The sequence below is a fragment of the Pseudomonas sp. VE 267-6A genome, assembly GCF_024126555.1.
Lineage (GTDB): Bacteria > Pseudomonadota > Gammaproteobacteria > Pseudomonadales > Pseudomonadaceae > Aquipseudomonas > Aquipseudomonas palmensis.
In genome coordinates this window covers 132,029-156,967 of sequence record NZ_JAMYBY010000004.1, presented here as the reverse complement: position 1 = coordinate 156,967, position 24,939 = coordinate 132,029, and the positions used below count along the sequence as shown (strand labels likewise).

Annotated in this window: 23 protein-coding genes and 1 tRNA gene; 10 read left to right on the top strand and 14 right to left on the bottom strand. The window is 65.3% G+C overall.

What is annotated here, in order from left to right; genetic code table 11:
• The first annotated feature begins 416 nt into the window (after positions 1-416).
• Together NJH59_RS05770 and mdtI are read left to right on the top strand one after the other, a co-directional pair.
• Positions 417-776 (top strand): SMR family transporter, encoded by a 360-nt coding sequence (locus NJH59_RS05770; RefSeq protein WP_253086504.1) that lies wholly within the window; start codon positions 417-419, stop codon positions 774-776.
• A complete protein-coding gene (mdtI, locus tag NJH59_RS05765) occupies positions 770-1,099 on the top strand; it encodes a multidrug/spermidine efflux SMR transporter subunit MdtI (RefSeq protein WP_253086503.1) in 330 nt (109 codons plus the stop codon). Before NJH59_RS05770 ends, mdtI begins: the two co-directional genes overlap by 7 nt.
• 227 nt (positions 1,100-1,326) lie before the next feature.
• On the opposite strand, the gene NJH59_RS05760 is transcribed toward mdtI, so the two are convergent.
• The 11 genes from NJH59_RS05760 to NJH59_RS05710 form a co-directional block, all read right to left on the bottom strand.
• Positions 1,327-2,535, bottom strand: coding sequence for a methyltransferase (locus NJH59_RS05760; RefSeq protein WP_253086502.1), 1,209 nt, complete (start codon positions 2,533-2,535; stop codon positions 1,327-1,329).
• The gene (locus tag NJH59_RS05755) at positions 2,516-3,205 is read right to left on the bottom strand and encodes an ABC transporter permease (protein WP_253086501.1); all 690 of its coding nucleotides are present in this window, start codon (positions 3,203-3,205) and stop codon (positions 2,516-2,518) included. Before NJH59_RS05755 ends, NJH59_RS05760 begins: the two co-directional genes overlap by 20 nt.
• Complete coding sequence (locus tag NJH59_RS05750) at positions 3,202-3,897, bottom strand: ABC transporter permease (RefSeq protein WP_054915792.1); 696 nt, start codon at positions 3,895-3,897, stop codon at positions 3,202-3,204. Before NJH59_RS05750 ends, NJH59_RS05755 begins: the two co-directional genes overlap by 4 nt.
• Before the next feature lie 55 nt (positions 3,898-3,952).
• Positions 3,953-4,714: an ABC transporter substrate-binding protein gene (locus tag NJH59_RS05745; RefSeq protein WP_253086500.1), complete on the bottom strand. Its 762-nt coding sequence runs from the start codon at positions 4,712-4,714 to the stop codon at positions 3,953-3,955.
• A gap of 13 nt (positions 4,715-4,727) precedes the next feature.
• Positions 4,728-5,501, bottom strand: coding sequence for an ABC transporter ATP-binding protein (locus tag NJH59_RS05740; protein ID WP_088514664.1), 774 nt, complete (start codon positions 5,499-5,501; stop codon positions 4,728-4,730).
• Between the two features lie 313 nt (positions 5,502-5,814).
• Positions 5,815-6,249, bottom strand: coding sequence for a hypothetical protein (locus NJH59_RS05735; protein WP_043862216.1), 435 nt, complete (start codon positions 6,247-6,249; stop codon positions 5,815-5,817).
• A 99-nt stretch (positions 6,250-6,348) separates the two neighbouring features.
• Complete coding sequence (locus tag NJH59_RS05730) at positions 6,349-6,759, bottom strand: hypothetical protein (RefSeq protein ID WP_054915790.1); 411 nt, start codon at positions 6,757-6,759, stop codon at positions 6,349-6,351.
• Positions 6,760-6,875: 116 nt separating this feature from the next.
• Positions 6,876-6,951, bottom strand: a tRNA-Phe gene (locus tag NJH59_RS05725).
• 91 nt (positions 6,952-7,042) lie between these two features.
• Entirely contained in the window at positions 7,043-7,315 is a 273-nt protein-coding gene (locus tag NJH59_RS05720) for an oxidative damage protection protein (RefSeq protein WP_043862214.1), read from the bottom strand.
• Positions 7,312-8,379 carry an A/G-specific adenine glycosylase gene (gene mutY, locus NJH59_RS05715; protein ID WP_236177261.1) on the bottom strand — a complete coding sequence of 356 codons (1,068 nt, stop codon included), beginning with the start codon at positions 8,377-8,379 and terminating at the stop codon, positions 7,312-7,314. Before mutY ends, NJH59_RS05720 begins: the two co-directional genes overlap by 4 nt.
• Complete coding sequence (locus NJH59_RS05710; protein WP_253086499.1) at positions 8,376-10,610, bottom strand: AsmA family protein; 2,235 nt, start codon at positions 10,608-10,610, stop codon at positions 8,376-8,378. Before NJH59_RS05710 ends, mutY begins: the two co-directional genes overlap by 4 nt.
• 326 nt (positions 10,611-10,936) lie before the next feature.
• On the opposite strand from NJH59_RS05710, the gene NJH59_RS05705 reads away from it, so the two are divergent.
• From NJH59_RS05705 to NJH59_RS05670, 8 genes are all read left to right on the top strand, one after another.
• Entirely contained in the window at positions 10,937-12,595 is a 1,659-nt protein-coding gene (locus NJH59_RS05705; RefSeq protein ID WP_253086498.1) for an OFA family MFS transporter, read from the top strand.
• Between the two features lie 185 nt (positions 12,596-12,780).
• On the top strand, positions 12,781-13,374 hold the full coding sequence (gene hisB, locus NJH59_RS05700) for an imidazoleglycerol-phosphate dehydratase HisB (RefSeq protein ID WP_043862210.1): 594 nt from the start codon (positions 12,781-12,783) through the stop codon (positions 13,372-13,374).
• On the top strand, positions 13,374-14,012 hold the full coding sequence (gene hisH, locus NJH59_RS05695) for an imidazole glycerol phosphate synthase subunit HisH (RefSeq protein WP_043862209.1): 639 nt from the start codon (positions 13,374-13,376) through the stop codon (positions 14,010-14,012). The genes hisB and hisH overlap by 1 nt, the downstream gene beginning before the upstream one ends.
• Positions 14,012-14,272 carry a DUF2164 domain-containing protein gene (locus tag NJH59_RS05690; protein WP_043862208.1) on the top strand — a complete coding sequence of 87 codons (261 nt, stop codon included), beginning with the start codon at positions 14,012-14,014 and terminating at the stop codon, positions 14,270-14,272. Before hisH ends, NJH59_RS05690 begins: the two co-directional genes overlap by 1 nt.
• Positions 14,273-14,313: 41 nt before the next feature.
• On the top strand, positions 14,314-15,051 hold the full coding sequence (gene hisA, locus NJH59_RS05685; protein ID WP_043862207.1) for a 1-(5-phosphoribosyl)-5-[(5-phosphoribosylamino)methylideneamino]imidazole-4-carboxamide isomerase: 738 nt from the start codon (positions 14,314-14,316) through the stop codon (positions 15,049-15,051).
• Positions 15,052-15,061: 10 nt separating this feature from the next.
• On the top strand, positions 15,062-15,832 hold the full coding sequence (hisF, locus tag NJH59_RS05680) for an imidazole glycerol phosphate synthase subunit HisF (protein WP_043862206.1): 771 nt from the start codon (positions 15,062-15,064) through the stop codon (positions 15,830-15,832).
• A 124-nt stretch (positions 15,833-15,956) separates the two neighbouring features.
• Positions 15,957-16,697, top strand: coding sequence for an ABC transporter substrate-binding protein (locus NJH59_RS05675; protein WP_253086497.1), 741 nt, complete (start codon positions 15,957-15,959; stop codon positions 16,695-16,697).
• 95 nt (positions 16,698-16,792) lie between these two features.
• Entirely contained in the window at positions 16,793-21,433 is a 4,641-nt protein-coding gene (locus NJH59_RS05670; protein WP_253086496.1) for a hypothetical protein, read from the top strand.
• Between the two features lie 5 nt (positions 21,434-21,438).
• On the opposite strand, the gene NJH59_RS05665 is transcribed toward NJH59_RS05670, so the two are convergent.
• The 3 genes from NJH59_RS05665 to NJH59_RS05655 all read right to left on the bottom strand — a co-directional run bounded on the left by NJH59_RS05665 (position 21,439) and on the right by NJH59_RS05655 (position 24,907).
• Complete coding sequence (locus NJH59_RS05665) at positions 21,439-22,212, bottom strand: divergent polysaccharide deacetylase family protein (protein ID WP_123753324.1); 774 nt, start codon at positions 22,210-22,212, stop codon at positions 21,439-21,441.
• Positions 22,212-23,531, bottom strand: coding sequence for a S41 family peptidase (locus NJH59_RS05660; RefSeq protein ID WP_043862202.1), 1,320 nt, complete (start codon positions 23,529-23,531; stop codon positions 22,212-22,214). Before NJH59_RS05660 ends, NJH59_RS05665 begins: the two co-directional genes overlap by 1 nt.
• A gap of 89 nt (positions 23,532-23,620) precedes the next feature.
• Positions 23,621-24,907 (bottom strand): murein hydrolase activator EnvC, encoded by a 1,287-nt coding sequence (locus NJH59_RS05655; RefSeq protein ID WP_043862201.1) that lies wholly within the window; start codon positions 24,905-24,907, stop codon positions 23,621-23,623.
• Between the last annotated feature and the right edge of the window lie 32 nt (positions 24,908-24,939).

Below are 24,939 nucleotides of genomic sequence, written 5' to 3'. Positions count from 1 at the left end.
GACTCGCAGGGGGTCAGCGTTGCGGCCTTCGCGGGTCAGGCCCGCTCCCACAGGGGTCGCCGCCAACCTTGTGGGAGCGGGCTTGACCCGCGATTGGGCCTTACAGGCTACGCCGGATTTGGGAATTATAATTTACGGGCCTTGCAGCCACCTTTCAGGGGCTTTCACCAAATAACGAACAATCCGCAGCAAAATTCATTAGTCATTCTCTATCGATTTGACTTACACAATGCTCCCAGCTAATTTGTTGTGCATTATGTTGAACACTCAAGCGTTGCCGCTCCTCACCTCCCGCCTGGTTTCCCGTGAACGTCACTGGACCGGCGACCTCTAGCGCCACCCTCCCAAACCCCGGCTTTTTTGCTGACGCCCCCGTCAGCCCCTCGCGTTTTTTGTAATGCCCATGGGAGGGCACCATGCGTGCCTGGATCTATCTGTTCATCGCTATCGTGGCCGAAGTGATCGGCACCACGTCGATGAAATTCGCCGCCGATCATTCGCCGATTCTCGGTCACGCCCTCATGTACGCCATGATCGGCCTGTCCTACGGCTTTCTCGCGCTCGCCGTGAAGCGCGTGCCGCTGGGTGTGGCCTACGCCCTGTGGGAAGGCATCGGCATCGTGCTGATCACCGTGGTCAGCGTCACCTGGCTGGGTGAAAGCATCGGCCTGCTCAAGGCCCTAGGCCTGGGCGTGATGATCGCGGGTATCCTGCTGATCAAGTCCGGTACCCGCAGCGCCCGCCGTGAAACCACCGGGGAGGCCCTGCCATGCTGAGCCTGCAAGTGATCCCCTTTGCCTGGCTGGCACTGGCCATCGTGCTCGAAGTGCTCGCCAACCTGCTGCTCAAGTACTCCGACGGCCTGCGCAAGCGCTGGGTCGCGGCGGCGTCGATCGTCTGCGTGCTGGCTGCCTTCACGGCGCTGGCCCAGGCGGTCAAGGACATCCCCCTGTCGATGGCCTACGCCATCTGGGGCGGCTTCGGCATTCTTGCCACCGTGGCCATGGGCTGGGCCCTGTTCGGTCAGCGCCTGGCCGGCCGCGGCTGGCTTGGCCTGCTGCTTCTGCTGGGCGGCATGGGCCTGCTGAAACTGGACTGATCGCAGCCCTTAGAGCCATTCGCGAAAATGCTTATGCACAAGCTGCATGCCAACTCGGCGCGTAGTGCATCGCCAGTGGCCAGCCCGTTCGTCTTTGCGCAAATGGCTGTTTTTGCTCAGGTTTAGAAGGTGAACAAAAAATGACCAGCTGTCGCCAGCCCTTGTCGGGCGGCTTTTTCAGCGATTCATCAAAATGTTGCGCACAGACTTATCCACAGGTTTGCACGTCAACCGCGCTCTGCCAAAAGCATCAGATTCCGAGGCGTGAGAGGGTAGGGGCAGAAGCTGCCAAGGCGCACCTTGAAGCCCTGTTCGCCCAGGTACAGTGCGCGATCCAACACCAGCCATAGCTCCAGCGGGCGGCGGAACAGGTTGCGCACCTGTTCAAGGTTGCGTACCCGGGCCAGTCGCGCCCAGCCAGCCTGTTCCAGTGCCGCCCAATCGGGCGCACCCGTCACCTGCAGCCCCTTGAGTTCGGCCAGTTCCTGGCAGTACTGCGCGAAGGGCTTGTGCAGCCAGTGGCTGGGCAGCGAAGGGGTGGGCAGGTAGCTGTCGCAGCCGCGAACCTCGCGTTGCAGCAGGTCGAAGCCCAGGCGCCGCGCCATCGACGCGTCACGCTGGCGGCGCACGCGGTTGCCGGCGGTGACGGTTTCGCTCAGCGGCAGGCCCAGGTCGTCGACCGACAGGCTCAACGTCGAAGCCTGCGCGGCGGTGGATAACGCTTGGTAGTGCGCTGCGCTGATACGGTTGTAGCAGCACGGCGCAATCGCCAGCTGACGGCAGCCGCCAGCGCTGGCCAGTTGCATCAGGCGCACGTGCAGGTCGCCGCAGGCATGCAGCGCAACGGCGGTGTGCTGGCTGCCCAGCTGGGTGGCAGCATCGGCGGCCATCACGTCCTGCAGGCGATGCTCCGCAGGCAGGTGATGGTGCTGGCTGAGCTGTTCGCCGGCCAACACCAGCGCGGGGTCGTATTCCAGGCAGGTCAGTTGCTGCGCCGGGCCCAGCAGGCGCCGGCCCAGGTGCCCCTTGCCCGCACACCAGTCCAGCCAGTGCGTGGGCTGGCGGGCAAAATCAAGGCGCCCGGCAAAGGCCTCGATCTGCTGCCATTTGCGCCCTGGCACGTCCACGTTCAGGCGCGGGTTGGCAGTGGCCAGCTCGATTGTGGATAACTCGCCCACCGCCGACAGCGCCTGGCACTGGGCGGCCAGCTGTGGATAAGGTGCGGGGGCATGTTCAGGCGGGGTGTCGGCCTCGCTCAGCGGCCGCTGGCGCAGCCAGTGGCTCAGGGCGGGGTGCTCGCGCTCCCACGGCAGGTGCAGCTGGGTAAACGGCCGCGGCCGCCACAGGCCCTGGTGCTTCAGCAAAAAGCTGTTCAGGGCCTGGAAGCGGCTATGCAGTGGCTCGCCCTGCAGTACCTCAGCGGCCCTGGCAGGCATCGACCCGCAACCAGCGCTCGAGCACCTTGAAGCCCTGCACCAGCAGGAACGAGATCAGCAGGTAGAACAGGCCGGCGGCAAAGAAGATCTCCACCGGCAGGTAGGTGCGCGCGATGATCGTGCGTGCCATGCCGGTCAGTTCCAGCAGGGTCACGGTGCTGGCCAGGGCGCTGGCCTTGAGCATCAGGATCACTTCGTTGCTGTAGGCCGGCAGGCCGATGCGCGCCGCGCGCGGCAGCATGATGTAGAACAGCGCCTTGGCCCGGGACATGCCCAGCGCCCGCGCCGCCTCGATCTCCCCGCGCGGGATGGCCTGCAGCGCGCCCCGCAGGATCTCGGCGATGTAGGCGGCGGTGTGCAGGGTCATGGTCAGCACGGTGCACCAGAACGGATCGCGCAGGTACGGCCACAGGGCGCTGTTGCGCACGATCTCGAACTGCGCCATGCCGTAGTACACCAGAAACAGCTGCACCAGCAGCGGCGTGCCACGGAAGAAGAAGATGTAGCCATACGGCAGCGCGCGCACATACCAGTGGCGCGAGGAGCGGGCGATGCCCAGCGGGATGGCCAGGATCAGCCCGGCGATGACCGCGATGGCCACCAGCTCCATGGTCAGGGTCGCGCCCTGGGCCAGGCGTGGCAGCCACTTGATGATCACTTCCCAGTTCATTGGTTGGCCCTCGCGAAGCCGCGTGCGGCGCGTTTTTCCAGGAAGTGCATGCCGATCATCGCAAGGATGGTCAGGCCCAGGTAGATGATTGCCGCCACCATGTAGAAGGTGAACGGCTGCTTGGTGACGGTCACGGCCACCTGCGAGTGGCGCATGATCTCTTCAAGGCCGATCACCGACACCAGCGCGGTGTCCTTCATCAGGATCATGAACAGGTTGCCCAGGCCGGGCAGGGCGATGCGCCACATCTGCGGCAGGATCAGCCGCGAGAAGATCCGCGCCTTGGACAGGCCCAGGGCCAGGCCCGCTTCGCGGTGGCCCTTGGGGATGGCCAGGATCGCGCCACGGAACACTTCAGTGGCATAGGCACCGAAGCACAGGCCCAGAGCGATCACGCCGGCAGAAAAGGCGCTCAGCTCAAGGCCGGGAATATTCAGGAGGTCGCCCAGCTTGCTCATCAGGCTGACGGTGCCGAAGTAGATCAGCAACACCCACAGCAGCTCGGGCACGCCGCGCACCAGGGTCGAGTAGAAACCGCCAAGCCACTGCAGCGGCTTGTACGGCGAGGTCTTGGCCAGGGCGCCGAGCAACCCCAGCACCAGCCCCAGGCACAGGGCCGACAGCGCCAGTTGCACGGTCATCAGGGTGCCAGCCGCCAGGGCCGGACCGAATCCGTAGAGATCAATATTCATGGGCAGGCTTGTTCAGGGACGGGCACCGCCGCAGGGGCGGTGCCGGTCGGGCGAATCAATAGATGCTGAAAGGGAAGTACTTGTCGTTGATCTTCTTGTAGGTGCCGTCGGCAACGATTTCCTTGAGGGCGGCGTTCAGCCTGTCGCGCAGCTGGGTGTCACCCTTGCGCACGGCAATGCCGACCTTGTCGCTCTCGTTGACCGGGTCGCCCTTGAACTCGTAGTTCTTGCCGGCATCGGACTTGAGCCAGTCGTAGTTGGCGTACTTGTCGGCCAGGATGGCGTCCAGGCGGCCGGAGGTCAGGTCCAGGTAGGCGTTTTCCTGGCCGTCGTACAGGTTGACCTTGAAGTCGCCGTCCATGCCGCCGTTGTCGTCCAGCCAGGTTGCGGCCTGGGTGGCGCGCTGGGTGCCGATGGTCTTGCCCTTGAGCGAGGCGCGGTCGGTCTTGAATTCGACGTTTTTCGGGGCGATGAACTGCTGCTTGTTGGAGTAGTACGGGTCGGTGAAGTCAACGGCCTGCTTGCGCTCGTCGGTGATCGACAGCGACGAGATCAGGAAGTCGAATTTCTTGGCGTTCAGGGCCGGGATGATGCCGTCCCAGTCGGAGGTGACCACTTCGCATTCGACCTTCATCTTGGCGCACAGGGCGTCGCCGATGTCCTTGTCGAAGCCTACGACCTGGCCGCTGGCATCCTTGTTGTTGAAGGGCGGGTAGGCCGCTTCGATGCCCATTTTCAGCTTTTCGGCGGCCATGGCGTTGGCCGAGAACACCAGGGTGGCGGCAGCGGCCAGGAGGAATTTCTTGTAGTTCTGCATGCGTGTTGCTCCGTTAGCGGTTGCTGGACATGAATTGTTTACAACGCGCCGAGTTCGGGTTTTCGAAAACCTGCTGCGGCGATCCTTGCTCTTCCACCAGGCCCTGGTGCAGGAAGATGACTTCACTGGACACCTGCCGGGCGAAGCTCATTTCATGGGTAACCAGTAGCATGGTACGGCCTTCTTCGGCCAGCGCGCGGATCACGTTGAGCACTTCCTGGACCATTTCCGGGTCCAGCGCCGAGGTGGGCTCGTCGAACAGAATGACCTTGGGCTTCATCGCCAGGGTGCGCGCAATGGCGGCACGCTGCTGCTGGCCGCCGGAGAGTTCGGCCGGGTAGCTGTGGCGCTTGTTGTGGATGCCGACCTTGTCCAGCAGCGCCTCGGCGTGCTCGATGGCCTCGGCCTTGCTCTGGCCGAGCACGCGGCGCGGCGCCTCGATGATGTTGTCGAGCACGCTCATGTGCGGCCACAGGTTGAAGTTCTGGAACACGAAGCCGATCTCGCTGCGCAGGCGGTTGATCTGCCTGTTGTCGGCGGCGATCAGTTCGCCGTTCTTGCCGGCCTTGAGCCTGAGCTCTTCACCGGCGACCAGGATCTGGCCTTCGTGGGGGTTTTCCAGCAGGTTGATGCAGCGCAGCAAGGTGGACTTGCCGGAACCGGACGACCCCAGGATCGAAATCACGTCGCCGTCGCGGGCGGTCAGCGAAATGCCCTTGAGAATCTCCTGCGCGCCGTAGCGCTTGTGCAGGTTGCGGATTTCCAGCGCGGGCGTGGCCTGGGCCATGTGCGGTCCTCTTGAGTTCTGGTGCGTGCCTGCTGTTGTCGGCCTTCCTGGCGAGGCGCAACGCTAGCATAGCGCTCGAACGACAGCCAACAACGGCGGGCGGGGCGAAGGGCCTGTGGGCAGGTGGGTGTCGCATCGATGCAGCGGACTGTCGCGCGGATGACCGCGCGCCCCATTTCCACGGGCCGTAGCCGTGATGAAAAAAGGCGCGATGGTGCCAGTTTTGGCCGATGCTGGAAAGCCGTTTTTGACCGGTTGCACAGCATCCGGGGGTTTTGCCGGCCCTGGGCTGCGGCGCAGCCCGGGTCGTTGCTCAACCGAATTTCTTCTGCTTGGAGACGATCTCCGACGCCTGCACATAGGCGTCCTGGAACTCGTCGCTCTCCAGCCACTGCATCGCTTGGGCCTCTTCGGTGCCGTCCAGCCAGTGGCGGTAGGCGCAGAACACCTTGCAGATGTAGTCGGTGGAGTGTTCTTCCTTGTGCCCCTTGAGCACCAGGGCCAGCAGCGGGTCGACCAGGAACACGGCAATCATCGAGGCCAGGCCGGTGTCCTGTGCCTGTTTCATCTTTTCGAACAGCGCGGTGTAGCTGCCCGATTCCATGGCCTTGGTGAACACCTGCTCGACGCTGGCGCTGGCGCTCTCGCCGCTGCTCTTGACCGCCTGGCCGCTGCGTACCATGCGGTTCTCGCGGGCCTTGCTGGCGGCGCGCTTGGCGCGTTTTTGCTGTTTGCTGCTGGAAGCCATTGCGGGTAATCCTTGAAAGAAGGTGATGCGTGGCGCTATTGAACCTCACTCCCTCGGCAAACCCAAGCCTGTGTCGCCGCGTGCAGCAGGGGCGTGCCGCTAGGGCAGCCGCCCGCACAGCGCATTGCCTTCATAGCCGTGCATGATCGGCGCCAGGAACATGAACGGGCCGCAGGCATTGAGGTAGGGGTTCTTGTCGACGCTGTGGGTGGTGTACATCAGCACGCGCTCGTCGCCGAACCTGTCGTGGCCGAACGCGGCTTCGGTGTAGGTCGAGCACACCGGCAGCTTCAGCGGCACGGGCAGCACCACCAGCCACAGGCTGATGCCGCACCATTCCCGGGTGGCTTCGGAACGTTCGGTGCGGGTGATGTGCGGGGTGATATCACGGCCGAGCAACTGGCGGTAGGTGTCGGTCTTTTCGACGCGGGTCTGGGGCGAGGCGGACTTGAAGCCGACGCAACCGTTCAGGCACACCAGCGCAAGCGCCGTCATCACAAGCCTTTTCATCCATGAACCCTGGTAGGCGCCGGCCTGGCCGGCGAAGGTGACGACCTGGCGAGCACCAAATCGCAGGCAATAAAAAACCCCAAGGAATCACTTCGCTTGGGGCTTTTCGGTATTAGTGGTGCCCAGAGACGGAATCGAACCGCCGACACGGGGATTTTCAATCCCCTGCTCTACCGACTGAGCTATCTGGGCAACGGGGCGCATTAAAAGCGTTTTTCGGATTTGCGTCAACGACTTTTTGAAAATTTATTAAATTAATTCCGTCGCTTACGAATTTCCGGGGTTATTCGGCAGGCGGCACGTAGCCTTCGGCCTTCTCGTATTCTTCGCCGGAGAAGAACTTGTCCATCTCGCCCTGGAGGTACTTGCGGTCCTCGGCGTTCATCATGTTCAGGCGCTTCTCGTTGATCAGCATGGTCTGTTCCTTCTGCCAGTCGGCCCAGGCCTTCTGCGAGATATGCTCGAAAATGTCCTGGCCCTTCGCGCCGGGATACGGCGGGCGCTCCAGGCCAGGCAGCTCTTCTTTGTACTTGCGGCACATTACGGTGCGGGTCATGACGACTCTCCTGCATTCAATACGTGGGCCGCGCGTTTGAGCAGTTTCTTGACCGGGGCAGCAAGGCCCAGGCGCGGCGGGGTGGCGAGGTTATACCAGAGCCAGTCGGCCTCGGCCACGTGGTCACCCTGGGGGGCCACCGGCACCAGCCAGGGTTGGATCGCCAGCTGGAAGTGGCTGAAGGTGTGGGTCAGGCTGTCCAGCGCCACGGGCTCGCCCAGGTTCACCCCGTGCTGCTCGGCCAGGTGTTGCAGGTCTTCGAGGCTGTCCAGCTCCGGCAGGCTCCACAAACCGCCCCACAGGCCGCTGGACGGGCGCCGGTACAGCAGGATGGCGCCCTCGTTGTTGGCCAGCAGCGGCATCAGTGTGCTGCGCTGGGGCAGGGTCTTGCGCGGCTTGGGGATCGGGTAGCGGATCTCCTGGCCGAGCATGTGCGCCTCGCAGCCGCGCTCCAGCGGGCACAGCAGGCAACTGGGCTTGCTGCGCGTGCACAGGGTGGCGCCCAGGTCCATCATCGCCTGGGTGTAGTGGTTGACCCGGCTGTGGGGGGTAAAGCGCTCGGCGTTGGCCCACAGCGCCTTGGCCACCTTGGGCTCGCCCGGGTAGCCTTCCTGCGCGGTGTAGCGGGCCAGCACGCGCTTGACGTTGCCGTCCAGGATCGGCGCACGCAGGCCCATGCTGATGCTGGCGATTGCCCCGGCAGTGGACAGGCCGATGCCGGGCAGCTCGGTGAGCTTCTCGACATCGCGCGGGAATTGGCCGGCGTACTGTTCCACCACGATCTTCGCGGTCTTCTGCAGGTTGCGCGCGCGGGTGTAGTAGCCCAGCCCGGTCCACAGGTGCAGCACCTCGTCCTCCGGCGCCGCGGCCAGGGCCTCGACGCTGGGCAGGGCTTGCATGAAGCGCCCGAAGTAGTTGAGTACGGTGCTCACCTGGGTCTGTTGCAGCATGATCTCCGACACCCACACCCGGTACGGGGTGATGCCCTGTTGCCAGGGCAGGTCGTGGCGGCCGTTACGGTCGTACCATTCCAGCACGGCGCTGGAAAACTGCTCGGGATTCATCGTTTGAACAGGCCCTTGAGTGCGTCTTTGAGTTCGGGACTGACCTTGTCACCCAGCTTTTCGTTGAGCTTTTCCTGCAGCTTGTTGCCCAGCGCCTTGCCGGCCAGCTTGCCCAGGCCGTCCTTGTCCACGCGGCAGGCCTTGGCGCCCAGCTCCAGCGGGCCACGGCAGCGCAGCGGGAACTCCAGCCCCACGTAGCGCTCGTTGACCTGGCAGGCCGGGTCGGGCATGTCGCGCTTGTCGCCCTCGACGATCACGCCCACGCGGTAGTCCATGCCCAGCACGCGCAGGTCGAGGTCGCCGTGGCCGTTGACGGTCAGGCCCGGGATGCGCACCTTCAGGTCCGGGTTGCTGGCCACGCCGTTGCGCAGCACCAGGCTGCCCTTGAGTTCCTGGAACGGGGTGTCCTTGCCGCGTGGTTCGCCGCTCAGGGCCTTGCGGTTGAGGGTGGCGATGCCCTGGCACAGCTGCTGCTCGAGGTTGGCATTGACCAGCACACCGTTGTTGATGACGAAGCTGGCGTTGCCATTGAGGGTGTCGATCAGCGCCTTCTGGCTGTTGCCGCTGCCGGTCAGGTTGCTGCTCAGGGTCAGCAGGCCCTTGACCGGCGGGGTGTCGGTCTGGCTCTTGATGAAGTGCTCCACCGGTACGCGGTTGACCTGGGTACTCAAGCCGATCTGCGGTACCGCAGGGCGCACGTCGAGGGTGCCCTTGGTAGCGAAGTCGCCGTTGTAGAGGCCGCCCTGCAGGGTGTCCAGGGTGATCAGGCCGCCCTGGCCACGGGCCTTGAGCACGGCGTTCTGGATAGGCAGCTGTTCAAGGGTGAGCACGCCGAAGCTCAGGTCTGCCTGCAGGTCGAGTACGCGCAGGCGGTCCACCGGCAGCAGTTTGTCGGTGCTCCAGGCGGTCTTGGTGGGTGCGTCCGGCAGCGGTGTGGTGCCGGCTCCGGCCAGCGCGCCGGCTTCGTTCTGCTGCACCTCGGCCTGGCGCGCGGCCTTGGCGCCGGTGGCGGCCTCGCTCTTGGCCGGCAGGTAGCGGTCGGCATTGAACGTGTCGGCTTTTAGCTGCACGCGCAGGGCCTGCTTGGCGAAGTCATCCACCGCCAGGCGGCCGGTGAAGGTGCTGTCGTCGAGCTTCACTGCCAGGTCTTCCAGGGCCAGGCGGGTGGGGCTGCCTTCCAGGCGGCTGGCCAGCTCGAACTTGCCCAGGGTGGCGGCATCGGCCATCGGTGGCACTGCCACGCCGACGCTGTCGAGGAACGTGCGCAGGTCGAGCTGGGCGATGGACAGGCCGCCGGTGAGCTTGGGCGTGCTGTTCAGGTCACGCACGTTCAGCTCGCCCAGGGCGCGCAGCTGGTTGGCCGACAGCTTCAGGCCGTTCCATTCGGCGACGTTCGCGGCCATGTCCACCAGCAACTGGCCCTGGGCGGCGAAGGTCATGGTCTTGCCCTGCAGCGGCTCGCCGGAGGCTTCGCCGCTGAGCTTCATGTCTTCGAACTGGTAGCGCTTGAGCGCACGGTCGAAGCGCAGTTCGCCCTTGAGCTCGGTGCGGGCGCGCAGGGCCGGCTGGCCAGCGCTGAAGAAGGCGGTCATGGTCAGCGGAATGTTGACCCCTTCGTGAACCGCGCCGGTGCTCAGCTGGATGCTCTCGGCGCTGAAGCTCTGGCCGCTTTGCGCATCGCTGTACTGCACCTTGGCGTTGTTCACGGTGAGGCTGTCGATGTCCAGCTTGACCGGGCGCTCGGCGGCGGCCGGCTTGGCCGGGGCCTCGCCTGGGGCCGGTGCGCCGGCGCTGCCTTCGGCCGGTGCAGCCGGGGTGGCGGCCGGCAGCGGCTTGCCGATGTCTTCCCAGTTGCCGTGGCCGTGTTCGTCGCGGGCCAGGGTCAGGTTAAGGCCCTCGACGCGCACGTCGCTCATCTGCACTTCACGGCGCAGCAGCGGCAGTACGCGCACCGACAGGCCGAGCATCTGCAGGTCGGCGAATGGCACCTTGGGATTGTTGAGCGTGGCGATGCTCGCCTCGTGCAGTTCCAGCCCCAGCCACGGGAACAGGCTCCAGCCGATGTCGCCGTTGAGCGTCAGCTCGACGTGGGCCTTGTCGCGTGCCAGCTGGCGGATCTCGTCTTTGTAGTCGTTGGGATCGAAGAGGTGGGTCAGGGCAAAGCCCAGCGCCACAATGATCAGCAACAACCCGAGTATCACCAGCCCCAGGATTTTGCCGAACGCTTTCATGGGCGAGTCCTTGTAGTCCGATTGTAAAATTCAGCCGCAGAGTATAGCCCCGTGCAGGGCGCGCGGGCGCGGCGCGACCCGGGTTTGGACAGCAACCGGCGGGGCAGTTCCTGACACGGGGGTATCAGTTTTCGCAAAAACCACAGTATCAGCCTAATTTCAGCGAGTGCGGCGAATGGTACTCTCTCGCGCCTCCACGGTCCCGTTGCGGCCGATTGTCGCGTCAAAGGGCCGGTTGCCAGATAAACGACGTGCTGCCCCTGGCAGCCAAAGTCGCAGGCAGCAGACCTGGTCGGTGGAGCATCCATATCACGAGGGGAACAACAATGAGCAGCACTACGGTGGGCGGCATCGCCAGTACGCCCGGCTTCCTGTCCAAGGAACGCATTGTCGCCAGGGCCGGTTTCAACCGCTGGCTGGTGCCACCGGCGGCCCTGGCCATTCACCTGTGCATCGGCATGGCCTATGGCTTTTCGGTGTTCTGGCTGCCGCTGTCGCAGGCCATCGGTATCAGTGCGCCGGTGGCGTGTGCGCCGGAGATGAGCTTCGTGGCGCGCCTGTTCACCGCCGAGTGCGACTGGCCGATCTCGATGCTGAGCTGGATCTACACGCTGTTCTTCGTGTTCCTCGGCTGTTCGGCGGCCATCTGGGGCGGCTGGCTGGAGCATGCCGGGCCGCGCAAGGCCGGGGTGGTCTCGGCCCTGTGCTGGTGCGGTGGCCTGCTGATGTCGGCGCTGGGGGTGTACACCCACCAGCTGTGGCTGATGTGGCTGGGCAGTGGCGTGATCGGCGGTATCGGCCTGGGGCTGGGCTACATTTCGCCGGTATCGACGCTGATCAAGTGGTTCCCGGACAAGCGCGGCATGGCCACCGGCATGGCGATCATGGGCTTTGGCGGTGGCGCCATGGTGGGTGCGCCACTGGCGGCGGCGCTGATGAGCCACTTCGCCGGCCCTGACGGGGTGGGCGTGTGGCAGAGCTTCGTGGTGATGGCGCTGATCTACTTCGTGTTCATGCTCGGCGGTGCCCTGGCCTACCGTGTGCCGCCCACCGGCTGGAAGCCCGAAGGCTGGAGCGCGCCGCAGAAAAAGGCCGGTAACGCGATGATCACGCACCGGCACGTGCACGTCAGCGTGGCGTGGAAGACGCCGCAGTTCGCGCTGATCTGGCTGGTGCTGTGCCTTAACGTGTCGGCCGGCATCGGCATTCTGGGCATGGCCTCGCCGCTGCTGCAGGAAGTGTTCGCCGGCAAGCTACTGGGCAACGACCTGAGCTTCAGCCAGCTGGATGCCACGCAACTGGCGCAGATTGCCGCCATTGCCGCCGGCTTCACCGGATTGCTGAGCCTGTTCAACATCGGCGGGCGTTTCTTCTGGGCCTCGTTCTCCGACTACATCGGGCGCAAGAACACCTATTTCGCCTTCTTCGCCCTGGGCGTGGCGCTGTATGCGCTGATCCCGAACATGGGCCACCTGGGCAACATCGCGCTGTTCGTGGCGGCGTTCTGCATCATCCTGTCGATGTACGGTGGCGGCTTCGCCACGGTGCCGGCGTACCTGGCCGATCTGTTCGGCACGCAGATGGTGGGCGCCATTCACGGTCGCCTGCTGACCGCCTGGGCGGCAGCCGGGGTGCTGGGCCCGGTGCTGATCACCTACCTGCGCGAATATCAGCTGGAGATGGGCGTGGAGCGGGCGGCGGCGTATGACATGACCCTGTACATCCTGGCCGGGCTGCTGGCGCTGGGCTTTTTGTGCAACGCGCTGGTGCGGCCGGTGGCCGACAAGTACTTCATGACCGATGCGCAACTGGCGGCCGAACAGGCGCTGGGGCACGACAAGGGCGCCAATGGCAGCACCGTGCTGGAGTGGAAGGCCGCGCCGGGCAGCCGGCCGCTGGTGATTGCCGCGTGGCTGGTGGTGGGCATTCCGCTGGCGTGGGGGGTGTGGGTGACCCTGCAGAAGACTGCGGTGCTGTTCCATTAAAGGCATCGCGGGTCAAGCCCGCTCCTACAAGGATCTCTGCTGACCGTGTGGGAGCGGGCTTGACCCGCGATGAGGCCGGTACTGCTGACGCAAATTCCCCGCCAACTGTCTTCTTCGTTCCAAGCCACGCGTATCTAGGCCTATAATGGACACCTTTTTCGCCCAATGATTTTGCGGAGCTGGTGATGGTCGAACGTACGGCTAGCGTCGAGCGCAATACTCTGGAAACCCAGATCAAGGCCTCGATTAACCTGGATGGCAGCGGCAAGGCCCGATTCGATATCGGTGTGCCTTTCCTCGAACACATGCTCGACCAGATCGCCCGACATGGGCTGATCGATCTGGACATCGAGTGCAAGGGCGACCTGCACATCGACGATCACCATACCGTCGAAGACGTCGGTATCACCCTGGGCCAGGCATTCAACCAGGCCATCGGCGACAAGAAGGGCATCCGCCGCTACGGCCATGCCTACGTGCCGCTGGACGAGGCGCTGTCGCGCGTGGTCATCGACTTCTCCGGCCGCCCGGGCCTGGAGATGCACGTGCCCTTCACCCGCGCCACCGTGGGCGGTTTCGACGTCGACCTGTTCCAGGAATTCTTCCAGGGCTTCGTCAACCACGCCAACGTCTCGCTGCACATCGACAACCTGCGCGGGCACAACACCCACCACCAGATCGAGACCGTGTTCAAGGCCTTCGGCCGCGCACTGCGCATGGCCATCGAGCTGGACGAACGCATGGCCGGCCAGATGCCGTCGACCAAGGGCTGCCTGTAATGCAGACGGTAGCCGTTATCGACTACGGCATGGGCAACCTGCACTCGGTGGCCAAGGCCCTGGAGCATGTGGGCGCCGGCAAGGTGCTGATCACCAGCGATGCTGCGGTGATCCGCGAGGCTGACCGCGTGGTGTTCCCGGGTGTGGGCGCGATCCGCGACTGCATGGCCGAGATTCGCCGCCTGGGCTTCGACAGCCTGGTGCGTGAAGTCAGCCAGGACCGCCCCTTCCTCGGCATCTGCGTGGGTATGCAGGCCCTGCTCGACCACAGCGAAGAGAACGACGGCGTCGATTGCATCGGCCTGTTCCCGGGCAATGTGCGCTTCTTCGGCAAGGGCCTGCACGAGGACGGCGAGCACCTTAAGGTGCCGCACATGGGCTGGAACGAAGTGTCCCAGGCCATCGACCACCCGCTGTGGCACGACATCCCCGACCGTGCGCGCTTCTACTTCGTGCACAGCTACTACATCACCGCCGCCAACGCGGCGCAGGTGGCGGGCAGTGGTCACTATGGCGTCGACTTTGCCGCCGCGCTGGCCGACGGCTCGCGCTTTGCCGTGCAGTTCCACCCGGAGAAGAGCCATACCCATGGCCTGCAGCTGCTGCAGAACTTCGCCGGCTGGGATGGTCGCCGGTAATGGGCAAGTCCCGCGCCAAGCGGCCGATCCTCACCCTCGCGCCTGAAGAAGAGCGCGAGGCGCTGGCCAAGCTCAAGCGTTTTCTCGAAGACCGCTTCGAGCTTGAGCTGGGTTCGTTCGAGGTGGCTGAAGTGCTGGAGCTGTTCAGCCAGGAGATTGCACCGCATTACTACAACAGGGCGATTTTCGATGTGCAGGCGCACCTCAAAGAGAGGTTCGAAAGCATTGAAAGCGACTTGTGGTCGCTCGAGAAGAACTGACTTCCCGAGCTCACTGTTTACCGAATAGACAGGTTCCCCAGATGCTGATTATTCCCGCTATCGATCTCAAGGACGGTGCTTGCGTACGTTTGCGCCAAGGCCGCATGGAAGATTCCACGGTATTTTCCGATGACCCGGTGAGCATGGCCGCCAAATGGGTCGACGGTGGCTGCCGCCGCCTGCACCTGGTCGACCTGAACGGTGCCTTCGAAGGCCAGCCGGTCAACGGCGAGGTGGTGACTGCCATTGCCAAGCGCTACCCGAACCTGCCGATCCAGATCGGCGGCGGCATCCGCTCGCTGGAAACCATCGAGCACTACGTCAAGGCCGGCGTCAGCTACGTGATCATCGGCACCAAGGCGGTCAAGCAACCCGAGTTCGTGGCCGAAGCCTGCCGTGCGTTCCCCGGCAAGGTGATCGTGGGCCTGGACGCCAAGGACGGCTTCGTGGCCACCGACGGCTGGGCCGAGGTCAGCTCGGTGCAGGTCATCGACCTGGCCAAGCGTTTCGAGGCCGATGGCGTCTCGGCGATCGTCTACACCGACATCGCCAAGGACGGCATGATGCAAGGCTGCAACGTGCCGTTCACCGCCGCTTTGGCTGCCGCCACCAAGATCCCGGTGATCGCCTCCGGTGGCATCCACAACCTGGGTGACATCAAGGCCCTGCTCGACGCCAGGGCACCGGGGATCATCGGCGCCATCACCGGCCGTGCGATCTACGAAGGCACGCTGGATGTGGCCGAGGCGCAAGCCTTCTGCGACAGCTACAAAGGCTGAGGAGAACGGCATGGCGCTGGCCAAACGCATCATCCCTTGCCTGGACGTCGACAACGGTCGAGTGGTCAAGGGCGTCAAGTTCGAGAACATCCGTGATGCCGGCGACCCGGTGGAAATCGCCCGTCGCTACGATGAGCAGGGTGCCGACGAGATCACCTTCCTCGACATCACTGCCAGCGTCGATGGCCGCGACACCACGTTGCATACCGTCGAGCGCATGGCCAGCCAGGTGTTCATTCCGCTGACCGTAGGCGGTGGCGTGCGCACCGTGCAGGACATCCGCAACCTGCTCAACGCCGGTGCCGACAAGGTCTCGATCAACACCGCAGCGGTGTTCAACCCCGAGTTCGTGGGCGAGGCCGCGCAGCATTTCGGCTCGCAGTGCATCGTGGTTGCCATCGATGCCAAGAAGGTCTCCGGCCCGGGCGAAACCCCGCGCTGGGAGATCTTCACCCACGGCGGGCGCAAGCCTACCGGGCTGGATGCGGTGGAGTGGGCGAAGAAGATGGAAGGCCTGGGCGCGGGCGAGATCCTGCTCACCAGCATGGACCAGGACGGCATGAAGAGCGGCTTCGACCTGGGCGTGACCCGCGCCATCAGCGACGCGCTGGGCATTCCGGTGATCGCCTCCGGTGGTGTGGGCAACCTGCAGCACCTGGCCGACGGCATCCTGGAAGGGCATGCCAGCGCAGTGCTGGCGGCCAGCATCTTCCACTTCGGCGAGTACACGGTGCCTGAAGCCAAGGCCTACATGGCGCAGCGCGGCATCTGCGTGCGCTGAGCGGCCGCATTCGCCGGCAAGGCCGGCTCCTACACTGCAGCGAACCTGTAGGAGCCGGCCTTGCCGGCGAAGCATTTGCTGTTAAGGTAATGCAGGCACATCGCCAGGGAATCGGGTCCATCCTATGTTCACACGCTTGCTCGTCGTGCTCGTCAGCCTCTTCTCCCTCGCTGCCACCGTCCGCGCCGCTGACCCGATGGTGCTGCTCACCGAAAACTTCCCGCCCTACAACATGGCCAGCGACGGCAAGAACTTCGCCCGCCAAGACAAGATCCAGGGCATCGCCGCCGACCTGGTTCGCGAGATGTTCAAGCGCGCCGCCATCCCCTACAGCATGACCCTGCGCTTCCCGTGGGAACGCGTGTACCAGCAGGCCCTGAACAGCCCCAATCACGGTGTGTTCGTGATGGCCCGCCAACCCGACCGCGAAAAGCTCTTCAAGTGGGTCGGGCCGCTGGGCCCCGACGACTGGATTCTGCTGGCCCGCCCCGACAGCCCCATCACCCTCGAACACCTCGGCGACGCGCGCGGCTACCGGATCGGTGCCTATAAAGGCGATGCCATCGCCCAGCACCTGAGCAGCAAGGGGCTCAAGCCGATCACCGTGCTGCGCGACCAGGACAACGCGCGCAAGTTGCTCGAAGGCCAGATCGACCTGTGGGCCACCGGCGACCCCGCCGGGCGCTACCTGGCCCGCCAGATCGGCATCACCCAGCTCAAGACCGTGCTGCGCTTCAACGGCGCCCAGCTGTACCTGGCACTCAACCGCCAGGTACCCGATGCGGTGGTGGAAAAGCTCCAGCGCAGCCTGGACCAGTTGCGCGACGAAGGCTTCGTCGACGCCACCTTCGCCCGCTACCTGTAAGCGCCTAACTATGTAGTGCCGCGGCCATGCACCGGGCTGCTGTGATGGATCGTCGCTGTGAATTGCACAGCCCGATCACTCATGGAAGGTGTTAGATGCCACTGCATATCCTGCAAGACCTGCCCACGCCCGAACCCGACAATGCCCTCGCCGCCATGGTGGCCGAGCAGTTCGCCAGCCGCCCGACCCTGCGCAGCGCCAGCGCCACGCTGCTGGAGCGTTTGCTGCGCGAGTACTTCCCCGGGCTGTCCGCCGATGTGGAGGCGCTGCGTTTGTACGTGCCCGACAGCAGCGCGCAGTTCTATCAGGTACGCCCGCTGGTGGACGCTGCACTGGACAACCTGTGCACCTGGGAACCGTTGCAGATGCATGCGGGGGGCTTGTCCGGTTTTCTGGGCCAGGCCGACGCGGTGAAACTCAAGCTGCAGGGCCATGCACTTGATGCGGACACCCTGCGCGAAATGATCAAGGTGTTTGCCGACGGCATCGTGGCCGAGTTCCAGCGGGCCCTGATGAACTACTGGCAGGCCAGGGGCAGTGAAGGCGTTCCGCGCCTGAGCTGGCTGGCCAGAACCCTGGCCCAGGCCCTGGTGCCACACGCCGGCGGCAAACAGGCCTGGGCCGGGATGCTGGGCCAGGTGCTGCAATGGCCACGCTGGTCGCTGCGTCAGGCCCAGGGCGAGCAGGCCGTACGGGTGTACCTGGTGCAACTGCAGCTCGACGCCAGCCTGACCAGCACGCAGATGCTGCTCAGCGATCTGGTGTTGGTCCGCGGCGAGCAGGTGCTGCGCTGTACGCCCGCAGGTCAGGTCAGCGCCCACGCCTCGCTGAAGGCGTTCGGCGAGGCGTTGACCGACGAACTCGAAGGCGCCTATCGGCTGGTCGGGCTGCAGTGGCAGTTGCTGGAGGTCGAAGGCAATCCGTTCAGGGTCCAGGCCGAGGCGTTGCTCGATCAGCAACTGCGCGACGTGCAGGCGCTGCGCCTGGGCGGGCAGTCGGTGACCGAGCTCGAGGGGTTGTTTGCCACGGTGTCCGATGTGGCTGCGCGCCTGGCCGGCAACCGGGCATTCGTGCCGACGCCTGCCGACACCCAGGTGCTTGGCCAACTGCCGGCATGGCTCAAGCAGGCTTCGGGGGCCGATTACCTGGACTACCGCATGCAATGGCTGAGCATGGCGCTGGCGCACCAGCACAATGCCGGCAAGGCCTATGACCACGGTATCCCGACCCTGCGCGACTATGCCGCCAAGGCGCTGGGCGAGCGCATGGCGGCAGATCAACCGGGCGGGCCGACCTACGACCCCTACAAGCTGGTGCTGACCTTCCAGGTGCCCTATGGCCAGGGTGGCTTCGGCTTCGTCGAGACGGTCAGGCTGCTGCTGGTGGATGCCGCGCTGGAAAACCTGTCCGGCCTGCCCAAGGGCCCGATGAGCATTGCCCATGCCGATGGCGACGAGATCGCCGCATGGCTGAGCGCCGAGTATGTGATGACACTCATCACCGCCGTGGATGTCGGGGCCAACTACCTGGCAGTGATCGAACAGGCCATGCGCACCGATGCACGCCAGGCCGACGAGCGTCGGCAGCTGTTCGCCGACACGCTGCGCGCACAACTGCCATTGCTGGCGCTGGAGTACCGGATCAGGGGCGAGCAGGGCTTCACCCGCCAGGGCCTGCGCTGCGTGGACTACGCCATGAGCACCGACCAGACCGACCGGGTCGAGGTGCGCCCGCTGACCTTCCTCAGTGGCGAAGGGGCCAGCCCCGACGAGGTCGACAACATGTTCGTGTTCGCCCTGCCCGGCAGGCCCGAGCGGGTGCTGTACCGACCGCTGTTCGAGCCCCTGCTGCGCGAATTTGCCAGCGAGGCTGCATTGTTCAAGGCCCTCGAGGAACCCGAGCTGCAAGCCAGCGTGCTGAGCTGGATGGGACGGGACGCCCGGCGCATCTATGCCAATGGCGGCTTCGCCAACCCTCACCTGGGTATCACGGTGGATGAACCGGTGGCTGTGCCGGGGGCGAACGTGCCGCGTCTTGGCGGCGCTGCGCTGACCGGTGACCTGCTGGCGCATTTCTACACCAGTACGGTGGATGCGCTGATCACCCTGGGTGACCGGCAATCGGTATCCAACGCCGAAGATCGCTGGCTGCGCTTCAAGGAGGCGGGCTGGCTGCTGTTCAATATCGCGCTGCCCTACCTGCGTGGGCCGACAGCTGTCGCCGGATGGCTGGTGCAACTGGTCAGCAGCCTGGACAGCGACTTCAAGGCGCTGCGCGAGGGGGATGACACCACGCGCGCCCAGGCCGTGGTCGACCTGCTGTTCAACCTGAGCACGGTGTTCATGCACGGGGCCGGGGAGGTCGGCATGGCGCGCGCGACGCCGATCAAGGTGCAGCCCTCGATGCTGCAGCAAACGTTGCCGGTGCGCGGCGAGCTGCCGGTGACCGGCGTGCTGGTACCGGTGCAGCAACCCCTGGGCCCGCAACTGCGCAGTGCCGATGCGTTGCCGACAGCCATGGACTTCTCCTGGAGCGGCATGCGCAACGAAGCGACGCCCGAGCTGCGTGCGTTCCTGCGCCCGATGCAGGTCACGCCCGGCCAGGAGCCGACCGGCCTGATCGAGACGGGGGAGCGCCGCGGCCTGGCGCTGATCGACGGGTACGCGCATGTAAAACTCGATGACCGCTGGTACCGCGTGCTGGAGGTGGAGGGGCGCTTCTGCATCGTCGACCCCCTCGACAGCCGCCGCCGTGGCCCGTGGCTGCGGCGTAGCAGCGAAGGCAGCTGGCAACTGGACCTGCGCCTGGGGCTGCGCGGGGGCGGGCCGAAAAAGCGCATGAGCCTGCAGGAGAAGAAGGCGCAGAACAGGCTGCAGCTTCAGCAGCTCAACGCCACGCTGGAGTCGGCGCAGCAGGATTGCCTCAGGCGCATTGTGGCCATGACCCCCAAGGTCAACGAGCTCAACGCCTTGCTCGACCCGATGTTCAAGGCCCAGCGCGAGTACCAGCTCGATCGCACGGCGACCCGGCTGGTAGCGATGAAGCAGGCACGCACGCGTGCGCAAGTGGCCGAGCAGGCACTCAAGGTCGAGCAGGACGCCTTCATCGAGGTGGCCAAGGACCTGCTGCGCACCACCCTCGAAGCCCGCGAAACCCTGAAACTGGCGGATTTCTACGGCCATATCACTGCGGCCGACTACAGCAAGGCGCTGAACCTGAACTTCAGGATGAACTTCCAGGCGCGCCTGCAGTTGCAGGCCCAGTACCACAGCAAGCAGTTCAAGATCTCGTTGCACGATGCCTGGATCGAGAATGCGTTCCAGGTCACCCTGGGTGATACCGCACAGCCGTTTTCCGCGTTGCTGGAGGCCAACACGCAGAACGAGACGTTCCACCTGCTGGCCCTGGAGCAGGCCGAGGCCTGCAGCGCCCTGGTCGAGGAGGTTCGCCGCGAGCCGGCGGTCAAGGCCACGGCCGACGAGATCATCCGCTATGGCGAGGCCAAGCGTGAAGAGCTCAAGGTGTTCAGCGCCCAGCGCATCCGCACGGCCTACCTGGAAATCCTCGGCTACATGAGCCTGGACACGCGTATCGCGGACGCCACCCAGCGCCCGTTCTACAAGGACTTGCTGCTGGACCCGGACATCGTCGCCGGGGTGCTTTCGCATGAGCAGCTGGGCATCGATGCCCAGGAGTTCACGCCCCAGGAGCGCATCCAGGTGCTGCGCGAGGCCTCGCACTGCTACTCGCGGGCCAAGGCGGTTGCCCAGTATGTGGGCGACCTGTTCGCGCCGGTGCCCGGCAAGGACTATCTGGCGGCGTTCGTGCAGACCCTCGACGAGCTCGATGCCAGCGCCAGGGCAGAACTGGACAGCCTGGTCACGGTGCCGGCCACCAGCACGACGCCCCGGCCGACGCGCAAGCGCAAGGTGATCGTCACGCGTACCCGCCGGGTGGTGGTGGGGCGGGTACGGGCGCCATCGCCCGGCGAGCCGGTGCCGATCGTGGATATCGAGGATGCCAACCACCGCATCGTGGCGTCCTACCGCGAGCACGGCGGCGATGACTGGAACCCGATCAAGACCGTACTGCCCGCCACGCCGGTCGGCCTCAAGCCGCGCAAGGCCCTGCGCAGCGAGGCGCGCCAGGTGCTCGATCAGGTCGCCCCGCTCAAGGCCAAGCAGCAGGGGTTGTCCGGCAGCGGGCATCAACCGGGGGATATCGTGTTCCCGCTGACCATCCTGGCCGATCGGCTGATCCGCGTGGCGGATGACTTCGAGCGCCACAGCGGCCTGCCCGATACCGAGCAGGCCACCGTTGCCCAGCTGCGCCAGGAGGCCCAGGGGCTCAGGGACGCAGCCGATGCCCTGCGCCTGAGCATGTGCAAGGCGCAGAAGCCCACCGCGCGCAACCTGCTGTATCTGTGGGAGCGCAAGCAACTGCACATCGAATTCAAGGCGCCGCGCAAGGCCCTGGCGGCCGGCGACTTCATCGACGAGTACGAAGTGCGTGTGGCGGGCGGCGACAAATGGTACGTGCACCTGCACTATCCTGCCCTGGACACGCCCACGGCAGCGTTCAGCAAGGGCCACATCAAACTGGAGGCGCAACGCACCAAAGGCTATGCCGACCTGCTCGAAGAGGCGAAAACCACCGGCAAGATGGGCGTGATCTGGCGCGCCGACCTCACCCCGGCCTTCATCAAGGGCTGGTTTCCGCTACGCCCCCTGGCGTAGGCGCCTCACTGGCCGCCGGCGCTGGCGCGATAGCGCCCGCCGGCACCGTGGGCCGCCATTGCCTGGTTGCTGCGCAGGGCAATCATCTGGTGGATCTCGACCCACTCGATGCCCTGCGCCTTCAGGCGAGGCAGCTCGCGTTCGAGCACCTCCAGGGTTTGCGGGTAGGGGTGGCCGATCAGGACGGCCGAGCCCTGCCGGCGCGCCAGCTCCACGGCGATGCGCAGTTGCCCGGCAATCGCCTCGGGGGTGCGCACGTCATCCAGGAACACATCCCGCGACAGGCTTGCCAGCCCCTGTTCCTGCGCCTTGGCCGCAGCGACCGTGGCGGCGCTGGTGCGGCTGTCGACAAAGAACAGATGGCGGCGCTGCAACTCGCCCATCAGCCAGGCCATGGGCACCGGCTGTGCAGTCATGCGGCTGCCCATGTGGTTGTTGATGCCGCTGGCATAGGGCACCTTGGCCAGGGCCGCGCCCAGGCGTTGTTCCAGCTCCGGCAGCGGGGTGTCCGGGTGCCAGGCGTAGGGGCCGGTGGCCGGGTCCATGGGCATGTGCAGGATCACCGTCTTGCCGGCCTTGTGCGCCTGGCGGGCGAACGCGGTGGCGTGCGGGGTATCGGGCATGATCGCGAGGGTGACCGGGCCGGGCAGGGCCAGGGTGCGCGCATCTCGCGCAGGGCTCTGCCCCAGGTCGTCGATGATCAGCGTGAGGTAGGCCTTGGCCGGTGCCGCGTGTGCGGTACCGGCCAGGCAGAGCAGGGCGAACAGCAGATAGCGCATCACTTGCCGCTGGTGATGCTCAGGCCCTTGAGCAGGTTCAGCGCCTGGCTGAGCTGGAAGTCGTCGTCCTGCGGACGGTCCTTCTTGCTCGCGGCCTTGCCCGAAGGCCGGTCGGCGCCGCCGTTGCCGTTGCCCAGGTGACCTTGCAGGTCGGCTTCCTTGAAGTTGTCGTTGTCCTGCTCGCTGGTGATCTTGGCGCGGCGTACCTCGATGTCCGGCACGATGCCCTGGGCCTGGATCGAGCGGCCGTTGGGGGTGTAGTACAGCGCGGTGGTGATCTTCAGGGCGCGGTCGTTGTTCAGCGGCAGCACGGTCTGCACCGAGCCCTTGCCGAAACTGTCGGTGCCCATCAGTACGCCGCGCTTCTGGTCCTGCAGGGCGCCGGCGACAATCTCGGAGGCCGAGGCGCTGCCGCCGTTGATCAGCACCACCAGCGGCACGCCTTCGCTGGCATCGGCCGGGTCGGCCGAGAAGCGCAGTTCGGAGTTGGCGATGCGGCCCTTGGTGTACACGATCAGGCCCTTGGTCAGGAAGTGGTCGGCCACTTCGACGGCGGCCTGCAGCACGCCACCGGGGTTGTTGCGCAGGTCCAGCACCAGGCCGCGCAGTTTCTTGCCGTTGTCCTTGCGCAGCTTGGCCAGGGCCTTGCCGACCTCTTCGCCGGTCTTGACCTGGAACTGGGTGATGCGGATATAGCCGTAGCCGTCCTCGAGCAGCTGCGACTTGACGCTCTTGACCTGGATGACCGCGCGGGCCAGGGTCACGTCGAACGGCGTGCCGCCGTCGCGCACCAGGGTCAGGGTGATCTTCTGGCCGATCTTGCCGCGCATCTTGTCGACCGCCTCGGTCATGGTCTGGCCGCGGGTCGGCTGGCCGTCGATCTTGACGATCAGGTCGCCCGCTTCGATGCCGGCACGCGAGGCCGGGGTGTCGTCGATGGGCGATACCACCTTGACGAAGCCGTCCTCCATGCCCACTTCAATGCCCAGGCCGCCGAACTCGCCGCTGGTGCTCTCCTGCAGCTCCTGGAAGTCTTCAGGGCCCAGGTAGGCGGAGTGCGGGTCGAGGTTGCTGAGCATGCCCTTGATGGCGTTTTCGAGCAGGGTCTTGTCGTCCACCGGCTCGACATAGGCGGCCTTGATGCGGTCCATCACCTCGGCGAAGGTGCGCAGCTCTTCCAGCGGCAGCGGCGCCTGGGCAGTGACCGTGGTCGGTGCCACCGTGGCTGGCTTGGCAGGCTCGGCCGCGTGGGCCAGTGGCGCGCCGATGACCAGGGCAATGGTCAGGGCCAGCGAGGTAAGGCGAGGCGTATGCAGCATGTCGAACGAACTCCTGATCCTGGTTTTGCCCCCGGGGGAGCGTCGCTGGCACCGGTTGGCGGGGCTAGCGTGAAATGAACGATGTGCCCCTATCCCTGGGCACGGCACCATTGTGTCGGGTCGCTCGGGCGGCCTTGCTGGCGAATCGCGAAGTACAGGGCGGCGGTGTCCTGGCCGCCGCTGTTGCCGACGGTGGAGATCGCCTCGCCCGACTTGACCACGTCGCCGGCATTCTTGAGCAGGCTCTGGTTGTGCCCGTACAGGCTCAGGTAGCCGTTGCCATGGTCGAGAATGACCAGAAGTCCGGCGCCGCGCAACCAGTCGGCGAACACCACGCGCCCGCCATGCACCGCATGTACCTGGCTGCCGGCGGAGGCGCTGATCATCACCCCGTCCCACTTGGCTCGCGAGTCGTCGCCGCGGGTTTCACCAAACCGTGCCAGCAATCGACCATTGACCGGCCATGGAAGTTTGCCCCGTGCTGCAGAAAAAGCGCCGCCGAAGGTGGCGCCGTCGCTGGAAACCAGCGGCCCGGGCACTGCCCTGGGCTTTTTCGGGGTGGCGTCCTGGTTGGCGGCCAGGGCTTCGCGCTGGCGCTGCTTCTCGGCTTCCTGGGCGGCCAGCAGGGCGCGCTGACGCGCCTCTTCGGCTTCGCGTGCCTGGCGTGCCAGGGTCTGCTCGATGGTCTTGAGCACCTGGGCGAGGTCGGCCTGGTCCTGTTCGCGCGCGGCCAGCTTCTGGTCGCGTGCCTTGACGTCGCTGTTGAGCTTGGCCAGCACCTGCTGGCGCTCGGCGCGGACCTTTTCCAGGTCCTGGCGCTGGGTTTCGAGGGTGCCTTGCTGGGCCAGCAACTGGGCCTGCTGCAGGGCGATGTCCTTTTCCACATTGGCCAGCTGGCGCAGGGTCTCGTTGAAGCTGCGCAGCTGCTCCAGGCGGGCCTGGCTCAGGTAGTCGTAATAGGTGAGGGTGCGCGCGAACTTCTCGGGGTTCTGCTGGTTGAGCAGCAACTTGAGGTATTCCTCGCGACCGTTCTGGTAGGCCGAACGGGCCTGGATGGCGATCAGGCGTTGCTGTTCAACGCGGGCGCTCTGGAGTTTTTTTTTCTCTTTGTCGAGGCGCTCCAGCTCGCCTTCAGTCTTTTTTAGTTCCTGCTGCAGGGCCTCCACCTGCTTTTGCAGCTTGCCGATTTCGGTTTCGGTGCCGCGCAGGTCTTTCTGCACGCCGGACTTTTCCTGCTGCAACTGGCCAAGCAGCTTTTTCAGCTCGGCAATGTCCTGGCGCGTGGCGTCCAGTTGCTGCTGGGTTTGCGCGCGCTCGTCGGCGAATGCCGGGCCGAACAGGCAGGTCAGGGCTATGAGGATAAGTGCGCGAAGCATGGAGTAGGCGGAACCCAGGATGGAGACTGGCC